Source organism: Paraburkholderia sp. BL6665CI2N2 (assembly GCF_004366535.1).
Lineage (GTDB): Bacteria > Pseudomonadota > Gammaproteobacteria > Burkholderiales > Burkholderiaceae > Paraburkholderia.
On sequence record NZ_SORC01000001.1, the window covers coordinates 4,326,402 to 4,344,712 of the forward strand.

General features: G+C 55.9%; 13 protein-coding genes and 1 pseudogene. 3 read left to right on the top strand and 11 right to left on the bottom strand.

Translation table 11 applies throughout. From position 1 onward, the window contains the following. Positions 1-129: 129 nt before the first annotated feature. Both B0G81_RS19250 and B0G81_RS19255 read right to left on the bottom strand, forming a co-directional pair. Positions 130-390, bottom strand: a pseudogene (locus B0G81_RS19250) (SIR2 family protein); the annotation flags it as partial. A gap of 45 nt (positions 391-435) precedes the next feature. After that, positions 436-1,002: a hypothetical protein gene (locus tag B0G81_RS19255; protein ID WP_134138013.1), complete on the bottom strand. Its 567-nt coding sequence runs from the start codon at positions 1,000-1,002 to the stop codon at positions 436-438. A gap of 1,715 nt (positions 1,003-2,717) precedes the next feature. On the opposite strand from B0G81_RS19255, the gene B0G81_RS19265 reads away from it, so the two are divergent. Both B0G81_RS19265 and B0G81_RS43715 read left to right on the top strand, forming a co-directional pair. Further along, positions 2,718-3,398 (top strand): DUF2971 domain-containing protein, encoded by a 681-nt coding sequence (locus B0G81_RS19265; RefSeq protein ID WP_166679029.1) that lies wholly within the window; start codon positions 2,718-2,720, stop codon positions 3,396-3,398. A gap of 320 nt (positions 3,399-3,718) precedes the next feature. Further along, a complete protein-coding gene (locus tag B0G81_RS43715) occupies positions 3,719-4,120 on the top strand; it encodes a hypothetical protein (protein ID WP_166679030.1) in 402 nt (133 codons plus the stop codon). Here B0G81_RS43715 and mauJ read toward each other — a convergent pair. The 3 genes from mauJ to B0G81_RS19290 all read right to left on the bottom strand — a co-directional run bounded on the left by mauJ (position 4,117) and on the right by B0G81_RS19290 (position 8,074). Then, positions 4,117-5,547 carry a methylamine utilization protein MauJ gene (mauJ, locus tag B0G81_RS19270; RefSeq protein ID WP_166679031.1) on the bottom strand — a complete coding sequence of 477 codons (1,431 nt, stop codon included), beginning with the start codon at positions 5,545-5,547 and terminating at the stop codon, positions 4,117-4,119. The genes B0G81_RS43715 and mauJ overlap by 4 nt on opposite strands. A 636-nt stretch (positions 5,548-6,183) precedes the next feature. Continuing rightward, positions 6,184-6,498, bottom strand: coding sequence for a hypothetical protein (locus B0G81_RS19280; RefSeq protein ID WP_134138018.1), 315 nt, complete (start codon positions 6,496-6,498; stop codon positions 6,184-6,186). A 1,261-nt stretch (positions 6,499-7,759) separates the two neighbouring features. Beyond that, positions 7,760-8,074 (bottom strand): hypothetical protein, encoded by a 315-nt coding sequence (locus B0G81_RS19290; protein WP_208328543.1) that lies wholly within the window; start codon positions 8,072-8,074, stop codon positions 7,760-7,762. 264 nt (positions 8,075-8,338) lie between these two features. On the opposite strand from B0G81_RS19290, the gene B0G81_RS19295 reads away from it, so the two are divergent. After that, positions 8,339-9,352: an IS110 family transposase gene (locus tag B0G81_RS19295; RefSeq protein ID WP_134138019.1), complete on the top strand. Its 1,014-nt coding sequence runs from the start codon at positions 8,339-8,341 to the stop codon at positions 9,350-9,352. Positions 9,353-10,128: 776 nt separating this feature from the next. Here B0G81_RS19295 and B0G81_RS19300 read toward each other — a convergent pair. From B0G81_RS19300 to B0G81_RS19325, 6 genes are all read right to left on the bottom strand, one after another. After that, a complete protein-coding gene (locus tag B0G81_RS19300; RefSeq protein WP_134138020.1) occupies positions 10,129-11,484 on the bottom strand; it encodes a restriction endonuclease subunit S in 1,356 nt (451 codons plus the stop codon). Beyond that, positions 11,481-12,923, bottom strand: coding sequence for an N-6 DNA methylase (locus tag B0G81_RS19305; RefSeq protein ID WP_134138021.1), 1,443 nt, complete (start codon positions 12,921-12,923; stop codon positions 11,481-11,483). The genes B0G81_RS19300 and B0G81_RS19305 overlap by 4 nt, the downstream gene beginning before the upstream one ends. Positions 12,924-12,937: 14 nt before the next feature. Then, a complete protein-coding gene (gene hsdR / locus B0G81_RS19310; protein WP_134138022.1) occupies positions 12,938-16,291 on the bottom strand; it encodes a type I restriction-modification system endonuclease in 3,354 nt (1,117 codons plus the stop codon). A gap of 418 nt (positions 16,292-16,709) precedes the next feature. Further along, on the bottom strand, positions 16,710-16,976 hold the full coding sequence (locus B0G81_RS19315) for a hypothetical protein (RefSeq protein ID WP_134138023.1): 267 nt from the start codon (positions 16,974-16,976) through the stop codon (positions 16,710-16,712). Between the two features lie 318 nt (positions 16,977-17,294). Further along, positions 17,295-18,068, bottom strand: a complete 774-nt coding sequence (locus B0G81_RS19320) for a hypothetical protein (RefSeq protein ID WP_134138024.1) — start codon at positions 18,066-18,068, stop codon at positions 17,295-17,297. Beyond that, positions 18,065-18,310 (bottom strand): hypothetical protein, encoded by a 246-nt coding sequence (locus B0G81_RS19325; RefSeq protein WP_134138025.1) that lies wholly within the window; start codon positions 18,308-18,310, stop codon positions 18,065-18,067. Before B0G81_RS19325 ends, B0G81_RS19320 begins: the two co-directional genes overlap by 4 nt. Position 18,311: the final 1 nt, after the last annotated feature.

The following is an 18,311-nucleotide window of genomic DNA, read 5'->3' on the forward strand; positions in this document are numbered from 1 at the left end:
TCGCCGCGCGTGCGATGCAAAAGGCATGAGCCGACCCTAAGCGTACGTTCGAGAATCTCCCAACGCCGTCGTTGGAGTTGACCGACCTTGAACTGCCCCACAAAACGTTACCGCTTGTCCGCTAAGCGCTTATTTGATGGCCACAAGTAGGCTTGGAATTTCATCGTAGTTATCGACCCATATTACGTTGACGCCGAGGGCATTTGCGTCCTGCTCTTCCAGCAGTCTAGCGAGGGTGTCGAGATCCGCGTCCCCACTTCCGATATCCGGAAGTTTTTTAAAAATATAGTGGGAAAGTCTCTTTTCCGGATTTTTCCGCCAAGCGACATCGAGCAGCCGACGCAAATTAGGATCGGTCAAGCTGACCCCGACAAAAAGGCAAGTGTTTTGCGTGAATTTATTGAGCTGAACGAGATTTGACCAACTGACAGCGGATCAAAAAATATCTACGCTCATGCGAAGCCAGACTGCACTGAAATAGTTGCACTCTCGATCTATCAGGTCATCCAATTGCTGGCTGTATTTCATCATCTCCATGCTTTTCCATGGTGCGAAGCGAATGTCATTCTGATGATAGTTCAGGAAGCGCCATGTTTGTTTGGCTTTCTCGCAAACAAACGCAGAAGTCTGTGAGCGATTGCAAACTCGGTCTTCTCCACACGTTTCCATACGAGTTAGAAAATCTACGTACTTCTCGAGAGTTTGTTGGGGACGTACGGATGCAAACGAGTCTTTCATTTCCTGCTCGCTTGTTTCCGGAAGCCCAGCACGAATAATCGCCCCCTCGAGATGAAAGATAGGTTGTGCGAAGTTCACGCGGTATTCTTCGAGCAAATCGTGAAGCTTCGTGTTCCGAGTAAGATCATTTTGTTCAACCACTGCCGCCAGTTGAAAGTTTGCAATTATCACCCCCAGTACGACCACGACCGTCTGGATCCACGTCGCGATGTGCTGATGATCTTTATCGAATACATGAGAAAGCATTCTCATCAGTCTGGCCATATTGCCCCCTTGCGTCTGTACGCGGATCGCTCACGGAAATATAGACCGCGCAAAGGGGAATGTAGTGTGCGGCAGCGAACGGACGCGCCCGCTAGTTCGGCGCGCTGTGCGCTGACTTCTGGAGGCACGCGGATCAGATTCTTCGAGTTACGCCGATGAATGCGCTGATAAACACTTACCTTAATCGTCCGGTTGCGTATCGATTTCTGAGTGATCACGCCAGACGCCTTCCTTTGCGACGCTCCGCCATCGTGCGCGGCGTTGAATGGCCGCTGTGGATATATGCGGCAGGCTCAAGTCGACCCACTCCGGTCAGACAACTTTCCTCAAACCGGTCAGTCAGTCAAAGTCAGGTTTTGCAAACGGGAGTGCCACTAAGCGGCCGTTGGCGATCCCACCCAATCGGCCAGGAAGCGACGTCCTGCCTTGCCGAGACTGGGTCATTCAGACGACCGCTTCGCACATGGAAATTGCCATTTAAGCGCGGCACACGCCAACGTTCGGTCGTTAGCGGTCTCGACTTTATGTCGCAACTTTTGCGTAATAGCATACGATAAAGCCTAGGAAAGTGATGGCGTAGTTCCGACGTGTTTTTCCGTTTGGAATCTGAGTGCACGTCGAATTGACAGCGCGGAATAACGTTTCGAGTGGGCCTTCAAAGGGATCGACGAACATGCTAAATACAATCACTGTTGCGAATGTTTCCGAACTTATCGCCGCCATAAGCCTACTCAACGCTGAGGTTTCCAGATCCCATCTGTGGTACCGTGGCCATCGAAGTGCCACGTGGGCGCTTAAGCCCACTGCCTTTCGCGATGAGCATGAGCGACAAGAGCGCAACTACGTTCACCGTTTCCGGTGTCGAGCTGGAACGCGGTATTCCAGATCTCCTGATTACGATAATCGCGCGCTTTGGTTATCCCTCATGCAACACTATGGCCTTCCCACCCGTTTGCTGGACTGGTCGCGCTCCCCAATGGTCGCGGCCTACTTTGCGCTTGAATCATATTTATATGATTCAAAACTTAAGCCAGAGACTGCCGCAATATGGGTTCTTCAGGCGCATACTTTAAACAATTTGGAGTGCAACGATGAGATTACGCCTGCGATAGAGTCGCAGATGGTCGCTCCATTCCTGGACCCGGCGTTCGACACGACACCAGAAAACCATAAGGTCCTTGCGGTGATGGCATCTGAGCACGATCTACGAATGTTCGTACAACAGGGGTGCTTTACCGTTCACTCGGACCATACAGCCTTAGACCTTCGGTCAAACAGCCAAGATTATCTGACTAAGTTGGTTATACCGACAGATGCAGTCGAATCTTTCAGCAGGGAGATAGAGGTTTGCGGGTTTAGGAAAGGTGATATATATCCGGATCTACAGCATCTTGCGGATGAGCTGCGAGCAAAAAAGGGTATTTAAATAGCTCATGCGAGGGTACGCGGCAATTATTCGACCTCGGAAGTCAGCCGTGAGAACGGACTGTCGATCCGTAGCGAATGAAGCAAAGAAGGGCGTCTCGCCCGTCGCCGGAGGCGTGTGTATGACTAGAAGCGATCCGCGAGGGCAATACTGCGACGCCGATAAACCGCCTTGATTGGTAATTGCAAGCAGTTCGCATTCGTTAAATCTTCACTAGGGAATAGCTATGTATAAGCACGACCCTTACTTGTATAGATATCGGCCAATCGGCAATTCGATAGAATTCTTGGTGCAAGAGATTAATGGATATGTTTGGTGTAGCTATCCCGAAGGGTTAAATGATCCGTTTGATGGCGTTAGCGCCGCTCCGTATCCACAACAGCTTGGTATTCCAGTAAGGTCAGGGCGAGGCATCGAAGGATTCGTGTCATTTGTCTTTAAATGGGCCGTGTGCTGCTTCTCAGAAAAAGTTGACAACCCGGTCATGTGGGCTCATTACGCAAATAACTACTCTGGCGTATGTGCGTTCTATGACAAAGAGGCTATTGGATTTAAAATTAATGAACATAACAACCGTGAGAATCGTAGAGAAATTCATGAAGGCACCTTACCTCAGCGTATTGTCAAGCTTGACAAAGTTAACTACTTCGAAAAAATGCCAGACCTGTTTACCTCTGTGGAAGAAGCAATATACTCAAAAATGGCAGAATGGAGCTACGAGCATGAATGGCGCTTGGCGATAAATGGGATTCTGCAAACAGCAGGGGAAATGATGGAACCGTGGAACAAAAATTCAAAAAATGGCGTAACATTTAATCTTGAGGAATGCATAAAGAGAATTGATATTGGACACAGGGTGAAGGGACATGATCGACAGAGAATTGTTGAAACAGTGATGCAGTCGAATTCAAATATTGAAATATTCCTCATACATCCCTCAGGTAATGGGTTTAAAAAGGTCGCGCTGTAGATATAAACGAAATTCACTGTGCGTGTGTCGCACGATTCCGGAATGTAAAAATCGTTAATTCTGAGATTGCAGTGCGGAGTGAATTTGATTAGGTAAGATCGTTCGTCCATTGTTTGCCAATAACTAACGCCAAAGGAGGCAACCGACCGGCGATCTATATGCATGAACGCCGTCAAAGGAGAGTCTTCGTTACGAGTACCATGCGTCGCGGTTGATCTATTTGGCTTCGGTGGCGGCAATACGAGTAATTAATAGTTACCTAATTTCAATCGTTGAATGTCGGCAAAAGCCGCATTGCTGGCCCCAATCAGCCTCGTTGGATGACCGAACTAATCCGTTATCGGCCCGTGGATGCCCAAGCCTTCGGCTGGCTGCTCCGGGTCGGGCCGCATCACTCCGCTCTTCGAACTCATCGCTGGAAAGCGGCCAGTGGGATTCCACTGCTTGAAAGCGGCCAGTCGGCAGTGCGTACTCCCGACCCAATTTCGCCGTTCGATTCCGTGCCAACTCAGCGGCAGTTTCCGACGACACAACGGTCGTTCAATCAGTCGTCTTACTCCGACGCAGCGGGCCAGACTAAAACTGCGTCGATGCTGCGTTCAACAGACAGTAGCCTCAGCAGCTCAAGACCATCCAACCTCAAGACGCACTGCATCGACGGCTTCTGTAAGCAGGTTCACATTCCTAAACGCCGCAATGTTCGAAATTCGCAACCGTTCTAGTGCGCATCGCGGGTCAGTTCGAGGACGAGCATGGACTTGACGTGCTCCTTTAATCGCCAAAGAAATACATCGTGGCCGTTAGCACTTTCGATTTCGCTGTATGCCTCCGCGGCCCATCTCCGGGAGGCTGCATGGTCAAGTTCTGCGAACCTCGAAACGGAACCGTGATGCGCTACCGCGTTTCGGAACGCACACCATATATTCACATGCTTCCATACGTCTTCCAAATCCCTAATACCTGCTTCTCGCAACATGTTAAAGACGATGCTGACGGCTCCTTTGACTCGGCGTACCTTGTCGCCGTCCATGATTTCCTTTCCTGAATAATCCAAAAGCGGTTTAGCCTCATCGTAATTTCGTCCCTCAGCCATTGTTTCTAGAATTTGCCAGTAGCGAACGTACTGAAAGTCGTGGCTCGTCTCGCGACGCGCTTCCCGGTAGAGTCCCGCAAGAAACCGGTTCATTTCGTTCGATTGCAGCCCGTCAACCAACGTCTGAAGCATATGGGGATCCTCGCCGGAGATTATCCCAGTTGCGAGATTGCCTTTATAGGATCCGCGGAGCGGCAGCCTTTGAGCGGTCCCGCTTTGGTGATCCATTACTACGATGTCGAATATTTCGCCCCCCGCGTCGCGTGAGAGGGCGAGCGCGAGCACGAGAAGGCGGGTGTTGTGGACACAATATTGCACAGCCTCATCCGCACTGCTCGCGAGTACGTTGGGAAACTGGGCAACGCACACGGGGTTGGAACGCTGAGCTCCGATGTCGTCCTCATGCTCGTAGTCAAACGTCACCTTGACCGTTGTGAAGTCACGGAAATATGCGTTAATAAAATCGACTGCGTTGCGCGAATCAATACCACCTCCGGTCGGCACGATTTCAAATCTATCGAAGCGCATCCTTGTGGTGATAAGGAGACCCTTAACGAAGAGAAAAACCGAGAACGACAGCGCCTCGTTCTCGCGCGATGATCGCGCGTCGACAGGTGACAAGAAATCGGCCATCAGTTTCTGCTCGGCCTTCTCCAAGGCTTGAAGGACATCAAACTGTGAACGTAAAGATGCTGGCGCATCGGATATCTGAAATACCGCTCGCGCAAAGTTGTGGCCGGCGTGGAACGCTTCGGTGACCGAGTCAGCAGGTAAATGCTGCCCTGAGACCACTGAGACGAGTTCAAAGAATCCGAAGTCGAGAAACTGCGACGTGTCGATGCTGGCTTCAAAGGACGGGTGATCGCCCGGAACCCTTGTGGCGCCAGTAGTTAAACACCACTGCGGATTGAGGACGCCGACTTTCCAAAGATGGATCTGTATGTTGTCAGATGACACGTTCTCGGGAAAATCAACGCGAATTCGGACAACATTTCCCTTTGTTACACACGGCTGATCTATTTGAGCTTGCACTCTTGATGTTATTGTCGAATCCATAGCTTCCATAGTCCTGCGATGATGGCGGTTGACGGTAGTACCTTGTGGATCAGTCGGTTACCACCGGCCTATCCCAAGTGGCTAAGATCCGTGAATCAGTAGTGTCGCGCGCGTGTTCAAGGCGCTGACGAACCTACGTATGTCCGAGGACCAGACTGAAAACGATGTGCTAAGGAAGCTTCTCGGGTTGCCGACAATGGTTGTTGTCAGTCAGCCGTCGAGTGATGAGCCAGCACGGGTTTGCAAAGGCGTGTCGTTCCCAGCGGGAACGAAGTTCAGAGCGCCATTCAAGGGCAAGGAATATCAAGCTGAGGTCAAAAACGGAGCGCTCCTGTACGACGGCGTCGAATACACGTCTCCGTCTGCAGCTGCCAACGTTGTAACGAAGACCCCCGTGAATGGTTGGACGTACTGGCAATGCCTTCGCCCGGGAGATACGCAGTGGGTCCAAATGAAGGCGCTCCGCGTGTGAGTGTCGGCCGGACGCGCGAAGCAGGCGCGCACCAGCCAAATGACTTGTGTACCTAGTCCCCTACCCGAACTCTAGCAGGCGCATGTGCCAAACATGCCGAATGACACATGCAACGGGCACTCAAACTTCACCCGGGAATACGTAGTACTCGCCCAAGAGCGAGATCAGTCGCCGCTCGGCGGGTTATCTTCGAGATGAATGATGTGGGCGATAGCCGACGTGACTTCCGCTTCGTTGAAGAGGGTCCCAGTCACTTCAGTTTCGGCAGCGCTGATCACGTCCTTACGCACTTGCTTATCGTCCTTGCCGAAAACAAACGCGATCATCTGAATGGCCTGCTGGTCCTCCGAAGCGATAGGAATTTCATCGGGCACAAGATTTTCCTCGCCCCCATACCAATCGGTCTGACCATTTTTCACAAGGTGTTCAATGGTCTGGGAATATGTCTTCATTGGCTCGTTGGGCAAAGTGTTAGTCATGTGCGATCTCCGGTGACGGGCCGTTGCCGGCCCACTACAAGTCCCCAATGGGTTTGTTCCGTCGACAGGATACCGCACACCGCGTCGCCCATGGTCGGGGTACCACGCATACAACTCAACATCATTCAAGTTTCTGCCTCCGTCGCCGTTATTACGTTTCGGCGTTACGGATTGGATCGCTCTTTGACTGAAAAACAACGTAGGGAAGCAAACGAACATATGGAACCGCGAGTTAAGTTTTTTTTGTTGGCTGCTGTCGCTATCGTGTTTCTTTGGAAACTCCGAAAGCACACGTTTTGGTTCATTGTCGTGCTCGTTATAGCGGGTTTTTTTATGGTAACTGACAAGTTCGACCTATTGAAAGCTGTCCAGTGCGTTCAGACGCAAGGCGTTCAGCCATGCGTTTTCCCAATAGCGCGAGCGACTGCCGCGCAGCAATGAGAATCGCTCCTCTCGCAGTGATCCGTTTTGCTCATTCCGAACGGGAAAGCTTCTAACGGGAGCACGCACGCTACACTTCGCCGCTCTTTCCTTACCACCACGGCTTCCGGTGAGGGCGTAATGAGCAAACCGTAAAACCGTACAGGACGAGGTCGGGTAGGCGGTGTTCAGCCAGAATTGTGACCAAATTTTTTCACGAAATTGTCGCGGTCTCGCGCGAGACCGCGACGCTCAAGTCCGATTTGGCAGGTTTCGGATGCAGATCAGCCATTCGAGTGACCGGTCTAGGTTGCGCACGAGTGGCAGAACTTGGCCGCGTTGAGGCAGTACGACTGGTAATTTGCTGGCCGGAAACCGGCCATTGAGCGGGGACGGACGCGGCCTTGGTTATTCAGATTGGATGGAGGCCTCGACCGACGGCTCTTGGCCGAACTAAGACGACTGGTGAGCGGCACAGTTCGACCTGATAAAGACACTCAGCCTCCTTCATAAGAGGCATTTTCAGGCCGTTTCGTCTCTTACATACAGCGGAATTGCAACGAAGCGCTGGCGGGTTTGGCGAACCCGGAATCGCTCATTTGCAATGACACGGTTTGGACCTTTTTACCTTGTTTCCCGCAGAAGTCGTTTGCCTCGCGGTATATGTCAGCTTTCGGCCCGTCAGCGGGACCGAATCCGACTTGCGCACTTCGCTTGGATACTGTGTACGTATCACCGTCCATCGGCACGACGCCCGTGCTCGAACACGCTGTGGTTAAACAAGCGAGAACGAGCATCGCAGTGCAGGTCTTTTTCATTGTTCTGTTTTCGGGGAGATCAGCTACTTCTGTTGGATTTCGATACGCTGATTCGCTTCGGCCCTGAACTTCGGGCGTTGAAGCTGCGGGTCGTCGGGCCTTAGGCAATAGAAAGTGATTTCAGCTTCGCCGCAACCGCCGTGCAACGCGCATTCGCTTGACTGTTCGTGATCGAGCAGGATTTCCCGGGTCTTCGACTCACAAAAGGCATTCGCCTCCGTCAGGGCTTGACCCTTGGCCGAAGCAGGACCGCCGAACGGAACACGCGTGGAAATCGTGTAAGTGTCAGGACCGACTTTTATCGGTCCCGTGTCAGTGCAACCGGCAAGTGCGAGCACTGCGCCGCATAGGACTATCAGTTTCATTGCGTTCCCTCGCTATTATTATCGGCACCTCGGCTTAACGGCAATTCGCCGCCCGAAGTTTAGCCCGTACCGGCTGATCGCTCCTTGCACCCGGTTGTGACTGGAAAACGGCGTTGATTGTCGACCGTCTGAGAGCCGATGTCGAATGATGATCATGTAGCCGGCCTCCTCGCCGCGGTTATGCGACGAGGGTTAAAGTCAGTTTGCGAAACGCACTTTGACCCTGCGGAGACCGACATGAATTATTGTGGCATAGACCTGCATTCGAACAACTGCGTGGTGATCGTCAGCGACGAGAACGACCGGATGGTGTACCAGAAACGCTTGCCAAACGAGCTCACGCAGATCGCGGCGGCGCTTGAGCCGTACCAGCACGAACTGGCGGGTGTGGTCGTCGAGAGCACGTACAACTGGTACTGGCTGGCGGATGGGCTGATGGACACAGGCTACCGGGTACACCTCGCCCATCCTGCTGCCATCAGGAAATACGACGGACTCAAGCACAGCGGCGATTTCGCCGATGCGGCCTATCTGGCCCAGCTGCTGAGGCTCGGGTTGCTGCCCGAGGGCTATGTCTATCCGCGCGAAGAACGCGGCGCACGCGACCTGGCACGCAAGCGCATGCAACTGGTGCGCTATCGCACCGCGCAGATCCTTTCGATCGAGGGCATCCTGATGCGGCAGACGGGCAGCAGAATAAATGGCGAGGCAGTCAAACGGCTGACAGCCGGCCAGGTCGATGAATTTGCATTTACGCCCGATGTCGCGCTGGCCGTGGAGGCCAACCGCGCGGTCAGCCAGGCGCTGGGGCAGCAAATTGAGGCGCTGGAGAAGCGACTGCGGGAACGCGTGAGCCTGCGTGCCGAGTACCGCCTGCTCAGGACGGTGCCGGGCATCGGCGACACGCTCGCGACCACGATCATGCTCGAGACCGGATCGATCAGCCGCTTTGCCCAGGTCGGCAACTTCAGTTCCTACTGTCGCTGTGTTGACAGCTTGAGGGAGAGTAACGGCAGGAAGAAGGGTGAAGGCAATACCAGGAACGGCAACAAGTATCTTGCGTGGGCGTTTGTCGAGGCGGCCAACTTCGCGATGCGTTACTGCCCGCAGGCCAGAAGCTTTTACGATCGCAAGAAGAGCAGGACGAACCGTGTCCTGGCGATCAAGGCTCTGGCACACAAGCTCGCGCGGGCGTGCTACCACATGCTGCGAGACCAGAAGCCCTTCGATGTGCACCTGTGTTTCGGGTAACGGTTTGGCCAGGGGCGGCGAGCCAGGACAACGGACTGGTGTGAAACCACTCGAATGATTTGGACGCCGCCCTTGCGCCATCTGAACGGATGCAGAACACTGAATCGCCCAGGCCGTGAGCCATCAAAGGACTGGCGTCGTCGTCATGGCGATAGCCACAGGGAATGCAAACACCCCCCTGGACATGGCCTGGCACCAAAGTTTCTCTGGGGCGGCAACTGCCGCCAGGGCAGTCGCGAAGCAATGCGACAGGCTTGATCCCGACGGGTGTCTGGTGCGATTCGGTTCGCAACCAACGACTGAGAAAACGGGCGCGGTTAGTGTTTGCACGAATGAAGGTGACGCGCTGTTGTCACTCTGAATTGACGCAACTGTTTGCGACGTACTTTTTTTGCCCTTGACTCCGGCCGGCTAATGGGTGTCCGTAGTTGGCCGGTCACGGTCCGATGCTGATTGCCTAGGTTGTTCACCAAAGGTCGACTCGCGTCGGACCGTAGCCGACCCGTCTCTGCCGTTCAACAGTAGAACGCCCAGCCGTCTATTCTCAAAGTGCAACGGTCATTCGCGCGTCTGCTCCGTCGGCAGATCTGCGCCCATCCTGTCCGTCCGTCCTGTCCGTCCGAAGTGCCAGCTGCAGCAATGCGGCGCCCTTGTTGCATTTGAACTATGCCAATATCAAGCGCCGTGATCGAACCGACAATTCGTCGCACGGTTGTGGATCTACAGAACCGCAGCGACGGGAGGTTAGCGAACGTCGCGCGGCATCATCGAGGCCCTTAGTCGACTAAAGCTTTCGCTGATCGCTTCGCGCGCTTTCCGGCTGACGCGAGCAAGTCAGTCTGTGCCTTCAGTCGTTGAAGCAACTTCTCCGCGGGCTCATCGTTGGGGTCTTGTGGGACGAGTTCACCGCGGAAGGCTTTTGCCAAGAGCGCGGGCGTGAGCTTTTCGAGACGCTCGACGGCGCGCTCGTACTGCGCTTGAATCCTGTCGGCGACGGCGAAAAGTGACTCGACGCGCTGAATAATTTTCCTTTGTGCTTCGAGTGATGGAAGAGTTAGCGGGAAGTTCTTAATTTTTGAGAGGTTCAGATTTGGCTGATTTCCGCCTTCGGCTAACTCACGCATCTCAAAATAGTTAGCCTCTAGAATTAATCTAACAAAGCGTCGATCAGCTCTTTTCTCATCGACGCGCACAGCTGCACACGCCTGGTTAATCGCCGCAGGAATCGCCAACTCTGTGACCTGACCTCGCGTTTTGCCTTCTCCGTACATGGCAACCAGCAGCGTGCCAACAGGATAAATCTTGAGTCTATGTGCTTTTATCGCCTCTCCGGTCACGAATTCTTCTGCTTGCGTGACTGCTCGCTGGGAGGTCGCGGAGCTTGTTATCCAAGGAGTGCCTGTGACCGCGTAAAACGACTCATTGGAGCGCAGAGGGGTGGAGCCCGTTCCAACCTCTGCGACCGTTCCCAAGCTACAGGCTATCCAACCGTTTCTTCGCGCATCGGCCGTTTGCAACTCACCTTGAAGATTGCCCGATGTGGCCGCGGACAAAATCACTCGACGAAAGTGCTTAAGCACTGCGGGAACGCGATCTAGCCTGACACGCGCAGCATCCACACGCGCCAACACCGCGTCGAGCTTGTCGGCGATGCGCTTTTGTTCGGGGAGGGGGGCTAAGGGTAGGGTTTTCCGCAAGAGAAAGTCTTTGGGAACGCGCTTGTGACCCACAGACCCCGTCATATTGATTTCGCCCTCTTTCAAAAAGCTGGCGGTTTTCAGATACGCAAAGAGGTATTTGGCTAAAACTGCGCTACTAGGTCGAAGTACAAAGTACTCTGAGCTTCCGGCACCGATGCCGTTTGGTAGTCCAAAGGGAATGCCACCTTTTCCGTTTTCGAAACAAGGTGTGATTTTCGCTAACACCACGTCCCCGTCAGCGAAGTGCGTATAGCTCTTCTTAATTTCGCCCCAAGGACGCTTCTCAAACCTTACCTGTTCGAGGTACCCTGTCGCCATCAAAGGCATAGGCACAAAGCCAGCCGCATCGTCATCACCCAAGGCGTTCTTGGGATTCAGCTCTGTCAATTGCTCAACGCGTGCATATGTCCATCCGCTCGGAAGCTCGCTCATTCCTCGACAGCCTCCACACCAAGTTCATCCATCAAAGCGCGCAGTTCATTGAGCGCGCCTTCGAGCTCATCGATTGCTTCCTGCGCCAGTACCTCGGGTTTTTCGATCTCGCCATTCACGCCGTCGCTTTCATCCTTGAGCCAAGCAATATCAAGGCTATCACCGCGCCTGGCGATGTCCTCGCGCGAGAAGTATCTGAAACGGCCTTCCTCGCCAGTGTCGATTCGCGCGACGCTACCATCCGGCGCGTCGCCGTACGCTTTCTCGAAGTCTGCGAAATGGGCGCGCGTCAACGGCGTGCGCTTGCCAAACTGCGGCATGTTTGCGCGGAGGTCATAGACCCACACGCCAGCCGTGTTGCCCTTCTCGGTCTTACCGCGAGTGAAAAAGAGAACGTTTGTCTTCACGCCTTGCGCGTAGAAGATGCCCGTCGGCAAACGCAAGATCGTATGCAGATTGCACTTCTCCATAAGATCGCGGCGAATGTCCGCGCCAATGTTAGATTCGAAAAGCACGTTGTCGGGTAGCACCACCGCTGCACGACCAACTGGTTTGAGTGCACGATAGATGTGCTGCAGGAATGCAAGCTGCTTATTGCTCGTCGGGTACGTGAAGTCGTCCCGCGTCGGCAGACCTCCGCCCTTCTTGGTTCCGAACGGGGGATTCGTGAGGATCAGATCCGCCTTCGGCAGTTGCTGACCTTCGCTCGAGAGCGTGTCGCCGTAACGGATGCCGCTAGTTTCTCCTGACTCAAGATCATGCAGCATCAAATTCATCAGCCCTAGCCGATGCGTGTCCTGCACTAGCTCCATGCCGTGAAACTGCAGCCGGTACTTTTTGTAGGCCGCTTGGTCGAGTGATTCGATGTCGTTGTGCTCGCGAATAAAGTGATTCGCGGCAATTAGAAAGCCTCCCGTGCCCGCAGCAGGGTCTTGAATCACCTCCCCCAACTTCGGCTGCATTAGGTCCACGATGCTGTCGATGAGCACGCGCGGGGTGAAGTACTGTCCCGCGCCAGACTTCTTCTCACCGGCGTTCTTCTCCAGCAAGCCTTCGTAGAGATCGCCAAGCCCCTCAGTCCTTGCCGAATACCAATCAATTGCATCGATGGCTGTGATTAGCGCCGTCAACGTCGTCGGATACTTGATGAAAGAACTCGCGTTAGCAAAAATCTCTTTGGTGATTAGGGAGCCGTGCGTGCCAAGGTGAATGAGCATGACCTTATAGGCTTCGAGCCGTTCTGGCGCAGCCTTGCTTTCGAGGTCATCCCAGCGATACCCCTCCGGCAGCTTATCTTCGGTGCCGGTTTCCTTGGCCATTTTGAGGAACAGCAAGTATGTCAGCTCGGTCACATACTCATGGTAGGTCACTCCATCGTCGCGCAGGACGTTACACAGGTTCCACAGCTTCGCGACAATGTCAGTAGTGATATTGCTCATCAATCAATTCTCTTTTAGTTGGCAGCGGCTTGCTGCCAGATGGCTTCATTCATATCTGCCAGCACTTCGGGGAGTTGCTGCTCGAAAATTTGGTTCAGGCGCTTGAAGCCGCCCTGCTGCCCGAAAGGGCCTTCGTTAATGGAAACATCATCGAGGACGATGTTGGCTTTGATCTGCTTCGCGATGCGCTTGAGCCAGTCTTGCTGCATCGGAGGTAGTTTGCGGTCACGGATCACGCGATGCACGGCAGCGTCTACGCGCTGGTCGAACGGGATGAGCGCGTCGCCGAGCGCGGCCTGCCGCACAAAGCCCAGCACACGCGCCGCGATCTCGTGATTCGATTTCTGCGCCCACGCATGCGTGAGCGAGTTTTCGTTGAAGCCCGCGCGATCGAGCGCGACCACAAGCTCCCTCAAATCCCGGCGCGTCAGTTCGCGCGGACGCTGCACCACGGCCATTAGTGCGGGCAAGGTGTTGCTGTTTTCCTTCACAAACTGCGCGAAGCGTTCGAGATAGTCCTCGGGCCGACCATATACCGGGGACACGTCAACGAGCGAATCCTGGTGGGAAGATATCACAAGAGGATCCGCCGGCACGTCGCGCTTGCGATCGAGAGTCTCGCCAAGGCCAACGTTGTTCGTCCACCATTCCGCGAGCTTCTTGATGTCGGCGGTTCTGATGAACTGCGCGAAGTCTTGCGGATCGCAGCCCGCGTGTTTGAGCGCGTTGGTCTGTGTCTCAGTGAGATGTCGCGTTTTGCGCTGCCACTTCGCGAGCAACTGCTCCCGCGCGCGCTCCGCTATGGGCTCGTCAGGATGGTCGGCAATTTCTTTCGCCAGCTGCGCGAACCCGATGTTCGGATTCTGCACAACGGGCTTCATGCTGTTCAGGGCTTCGAGGTTCGCATAGAGGTCCACGGCATCGAAGATGCGGAAGACTTCTTTCTCGATCTCGTCGCATCGGCGCGTCGCGCGCCCAAGCATCTGTTCGTACAGAATCCGGCTATTGACCCGGCGCAAGAAAACGAGGTTGCTGATCGACGGCACGTCGATGCCGGTCGTGAGGAGATCCACGGTCACCGCAATTACTGGAAGCGCCTCGTTGCGGTAGCGTCGGATGAGTTGCAAGGGCTTGTCTGCCGCGCCAGTGATTTTGAGCACCGCGTCATCTTCGATCTCGATGCCCTTGGCTTCGAACGCGTCTTTCAGCAGCCGCACAACCATATCCGCATGCACATCGGTCGCGCAAAAAATGAGCGTCTTGTCTGGCCCTGCGGGATTTAGATAGTCCGCGAGCGCATCGCAAACCGTCTTGTTGAATGCTTCAGTAATGACCTTGCGGTTGAAGTGTGCGACATCGAAGTTCAGTTCATCGGGCGTCTGGAACAAGTCCATCTGCTGCGTGCCCGCGTTGTAAAACTGAACCTGCTCGCCCGGTTTGTAGTGAATGCCGCTGTCGCTCAGGCTGGTGCGAATGCGCAACGCAGGATCATGGTCGATGAGGTGCCCGTCGAGCACGGCCTCCCGGTAAGAATAGACGAAAACGGGCAAGCCGAAAATTTCGGTCGTGTGTAGCGCGGGCGTCGCGGTGAGCCCAATCTTCACTGCGTCGAAGTGATCGAGCACGCGTCGGTACTTCGAGATGTAATCGCCCTGATCGCGAAACTGCACCTCCACATCGCTCATCTCTCGATCGAGCAAATAGCCCCGATGGCATTCATCGACAACGATGCAGTCATAGGAATCGACCGGCAAGCCGCCTTCGTCCGAATAAAGCACGCGCTGGACGAGACCCTGCACGGTCGCGATATGCACTTTCGTATCAGCCTCGGGCTGTTGATCGTCAATCTCCTTGATCCCGAAAACATCGGCGAAGCGCTGGAGCGACTCCATCTGCGTTTCCTTGAACGCATTCGCGGCCTGCTCCCCGAGCGCAGACCGATCGACGAGGAATAGAATGCGCCGGAAGCGTTGGGCCTTGAGCAGCCGGTACACGAGCGCAATGCAAGTCTTCGTCTTGCCCGTCCCCGTTGCCATCGCGAGCAAAATGCTCTGCTTGCCTTCCTTGATGGCGCCCTCGGTCGCGACTATCGCGCGCCGCTGATAGTCGCGCAGCGGGAAGCCGTAGCTGAATGCCAAGCTGTCGAGCTTGGCTTCTGCGCCGTCGATGTCTTGCTTGAGTAACTCGCGCACGCCACCCGGCGTCCACCAACCGCTAAGTGTCTTGCGATGATTGGTCGGGCGGCGTAGGTCGCAGAACCAGATGCCACTCACTTCGGCGAACTGCTGCTGGAACGGGCGACCGTTGGTCGCGAACACGAGCGGGACGCGGAACTGGCCCCACTGCGTGGGCAGTGGCGCGTTCGCCTCATCCAGCGCGTCCTTCGCATACCGCTTGGCTTGGTCGATTGCCGAGACGACGTTCTTCGCGCCGCGCTTGGCCTCGACCATTGCAACGCACTCCGCGCCAATGAAGAGCGCGTAATCCGCGGGGCCGCTCGCCGTGGGCCACTCGGCGATGGCAAGGTAGCGATTCGGCTCCGGACGCGTGCCCGCGCTGTAGCGCAGCGTAACTGAGTCAGCTTCCCAACCCGCGTCGCGAAGTTGCTGGTCGATAAGCTCGCGCGTGGCCTTCTCGTCGAGATGGATCAGGCTCGCGGCGTTGTCGGCTTGCTTTTGCAGCTGGACCAACTGCTCCTTCGGCTGCTCCACGGCCTTGGCCTGCAATTCGGCTAGCTGCGCCGCCGAGTCTGACTGCAACTGCGCGAGCTTGCTTTCGAGCGCTTCGACCGTCTGGCTCCCGTCGGTCGCGAGGGACTCCCAAAGCTTCGCTTCTTCCTTGGCCTGCGCGGCGAGTTGCTGCGCAGTCTGCACCTGCCCCGCTTGCTCCTGGAACTTCTGCTGGAGCTCCGCTAGCTCCGCCTTCAGCGCGGTGGATTCATCAACCGGAGCAGCGGGAGGGATGAACGCGCCGCCCTTGAAATCCGCATTAACGAACGCGCGATGAAACCAGAAGCCGAGTTGCGTCGCGACCTTGAGGCCCTGCAGCGCGGCGCGATGGTCACCGGAGAACTGATGGACCGCCTCGTTACCGGCCTTGCGGAGCCAATGAAACAAATCCGCGGTATCGCGGGGGAGCCAGCCGCCGCCCTTGAGTCGCGACAGTAACGCGGCCTGATTGTCTTCGTCAGCGACATAAATGCCGACGCGCGCCGCGACCTGCTGCGCCATCGCCTCGCCGAACTGGCGCAGCTTTAGCAAACTCGTATTGGGATCGTCGACGAAGTACCGCTCGGCAGCTGCCCCGAGAACGGCCAAGTCTTCCTGCAGGCGCGCCAGATGCGCAAAGTTTGAGCGAGGCTGGGACATGTCTAGTTGTTCTCCTACGGCGCGCTCGCGCCCCGGACCCGCATTCTAGCCCAATGTTCTCAGCAGTCTGTGAACGTTTAATCCCGGGATGTTGCATAGCTTTCACGAACGTATCCGGATTGCCGCTTTTAGCTAATCCTCGTTCGTGGTCAACGGGAAGCCGTGGACGAACGCAGGGATGATTAGTCTTGCGTCCAGTTTTAGAGAGGAACAGGCATTCGAACGTCTCGGCGGCGGCTACGACGAACGACTGAAGGTGGCCGAACTGAGACCGACGACTGACACCGTCTGTCAAATCAAGTCCAGACTTCTGCATCTTAATGTGGCGACGCCGCCCCGCTCGAACGAGCGCGTGAACAAGTAACATCAAAGTGTCCCGTACTGACGGTCGGCATCTTGAGCCCGGTGAAGAAGGTTTTCATCCGCGCAAAGAGGCTCTCGCCGCTCGCACGCCGAGGAATCCCGCCGCCCTCGCCATCGGAGCCGCCGCCTGAACTGCCCGAACCACCCCGCCGACGAAGCGGCCACGCTTGTCGCGGCCCTGATAGGCATTCGGGGTCGTGCGCGCGGTTCGCGCGTGCGCATCTTTTTCGCGGGCCTTTTGCGCATGCTCAGTGGCCCGCTGCCGCGTCATCGGGTCGATAGCCTTCGCAACCGCCGTCAGTTCCGCTTTCGGCTCCGCCATGAAGCGACCACGCTCGTCGCGTTCGCGCGAGAGGCGTTGGCGATGCGTGGAAGACTCTTGCCGTCATCGGTCTTCTGCGCAGAAGGGAGGGGCACGGCAGGACCGCGCGAGCCCTTTGCAGGCCGCGACTGGCCTGTGAGCGGCGCGCCGCCGAGCTGCTACTGATCACGCGCTGGCGGGCCTGTACTGCCTGCCGCGCGCCGCTTTTCAGGATCGCGAGGATTGCGCTCGTGTCCGAACGCACGCCGCCGAGACCACGCGTGAGCGCTTCGACGCTCACCGGCTTGTCGGAGATGAGAAGTCCGTTTGAATCTGCTTTCACATGGTCTCCGAGTCATTCAGGAAATATTCGTCCAAGCCCGGAACCGGCATTAAACGCCCCGCTGCGACTGCATCGACAATCTGCCGGAATTCGTGAAACTGCCCACGCATGCGCCGCAGCGGTCCGACACTGGCGGCGAGTGACTGTATTGCGGCCAGTACGGGTGCGCCACCGGCGTAGTCCTCAAAGCCTTCCTGAGCGGCAAACTTCTTGAACCGTGTCGCAACCACATCGATCGCATCGAGCAAGCCATCCACCTCGTCTGGTCCGATCCGGGTTTCGCGCGCCGTGCGTACCCCGGCCTCGATAAAGTGGTTCAAGACCCCAGCCATCATATTTTCGACGCCACGCAGCAATGCGTGCTGCTGAAGCACTACAGCATCGGGCTCCATGTTCGGCGACAGGCCAAGCAGCCAGTCCACCGACACGGCGTAGGCTTCTGCCGTATGCTTGAGAAAACGCCAGTCTTTCGGAGTCGGGATCTCGCCCGATTCGATTCGCGCCACGTCCACAGGCCCTTCCGACGCGAACCGCGCCGCCGCCTCTTCGAAGGTGAACCCGTTCATGACGCGAGCCTGAATGAGCCTGTAGCGCAAGGCTTCCAGTTCGGCGGGGCTTACGCGGGAGCGCACGAAACGTTTCAGCGGTTCCCGTAGTGCGGCCATGCCCGCATCGTCGGCGGCTTCGCGCTTCGTCGTCACGGGCCGTTCCTCGGTAAGGTCAATGGCCTTCAGACCGTCGCGCGGCCTTATGTATCCGTTGATTGTCATGGGTTGGCTCTCGGCACGCGTTGCAGAATGGTTTCGAGCCGGTCCACGGCGCGTTCAAGGCGCTCGGCCTGCGTCTGTGCGGCAGCGCGCACGCGGGTTTCACGCCACTTCTTTTTGCACGCACGCGAGTGAATCGTGCCAGGCCGAATGCTGTAGCGCTGCGCCAGCACCTTTGCGGGCATTCCGGCGCGGTACTCGGCTTCAATTTCCGCCCAATCCGCGCTGCTCAGGGGAGTCGTCATG

Bases quoted from the DNA above. Each gene is read 5' to 3' on its own strand.
- B0G81_RS19255 (WP_134138013.1), bottom strand. From the start codon at position 1,002: ATGGCCAGACTGATGAGAATGCTTTCTCATGTATTCGATAAAGATCAT.
- hsdR (WP_134138022.1), bottom strand. From the start codon at position 16,291: ATGTCCCAGCCTCGCTCAAACTTTGCGCATCTGGCGCGCCTGCAGGAA.
- B0G81_RS19280 (WP_134138018.1), bottom strand. From the start codon at position 6,498: ATGACTAACACTTTGCCCAACGAGCCAATGAAGACATATTCCCAGACC.
- mauJ (WP_166679031.1), bottom strand. From the start codon at position 5,547: ATGGATTCGACAATAACATCAAGAGTGCAAGCTCAAATAGATCAGCCG.
- B0G81_RS43715 (WP_166679030.1), top strand. From the start codon at position 3,719: ATGACCGAACTAATCCGTTATCGGCCCGTGGATGCCCAAGCCTTCGGC.
- B0G81_RS19320 (WP_134138024.1), bottom strand. From the start codon at position 18,068: ATGACAATCAACGGATACATAAGGCCGCGCGACGGTCTGAAGGCCATT.
- B0G81_RS19305 (WP_134138021.1), bottom strand. From the start codon at position 12,923: ATGAGCAATATCACTACTGACATTGTCGCGAAGCTGTGGAACCTGTGT.
- B0G81_RS19300 (WP_134138020.1), bottom strand. From the start codon at position 11,484: ATGAGCGAGCTTCCGAGCGGATGGACATATGCACGCGTTGAGCAATTG.
- B0G81_RS19315 (WP_134138023.1), bottom strand. From the start codon at position 16,976: ATGGCGGAGCCGAAAGCGGAACTGACGGCGGTTGCGAAGGCTATCGAC.
- B0G81_RS19295 (WP_134138019.1), top strand. From the start codon at position 8,339: ATGAATTATTGTGGCATAGACCTGCATTCGAACAACTGCGTGGTGATC.
- B0G81_RS19325 (WP_134138025.1), bottom strand. From the start codon at position 18,310: ATGACGACTCCCCTGAGCAGCGCGGATTGGGCGGAAATTGAAGCCGAG.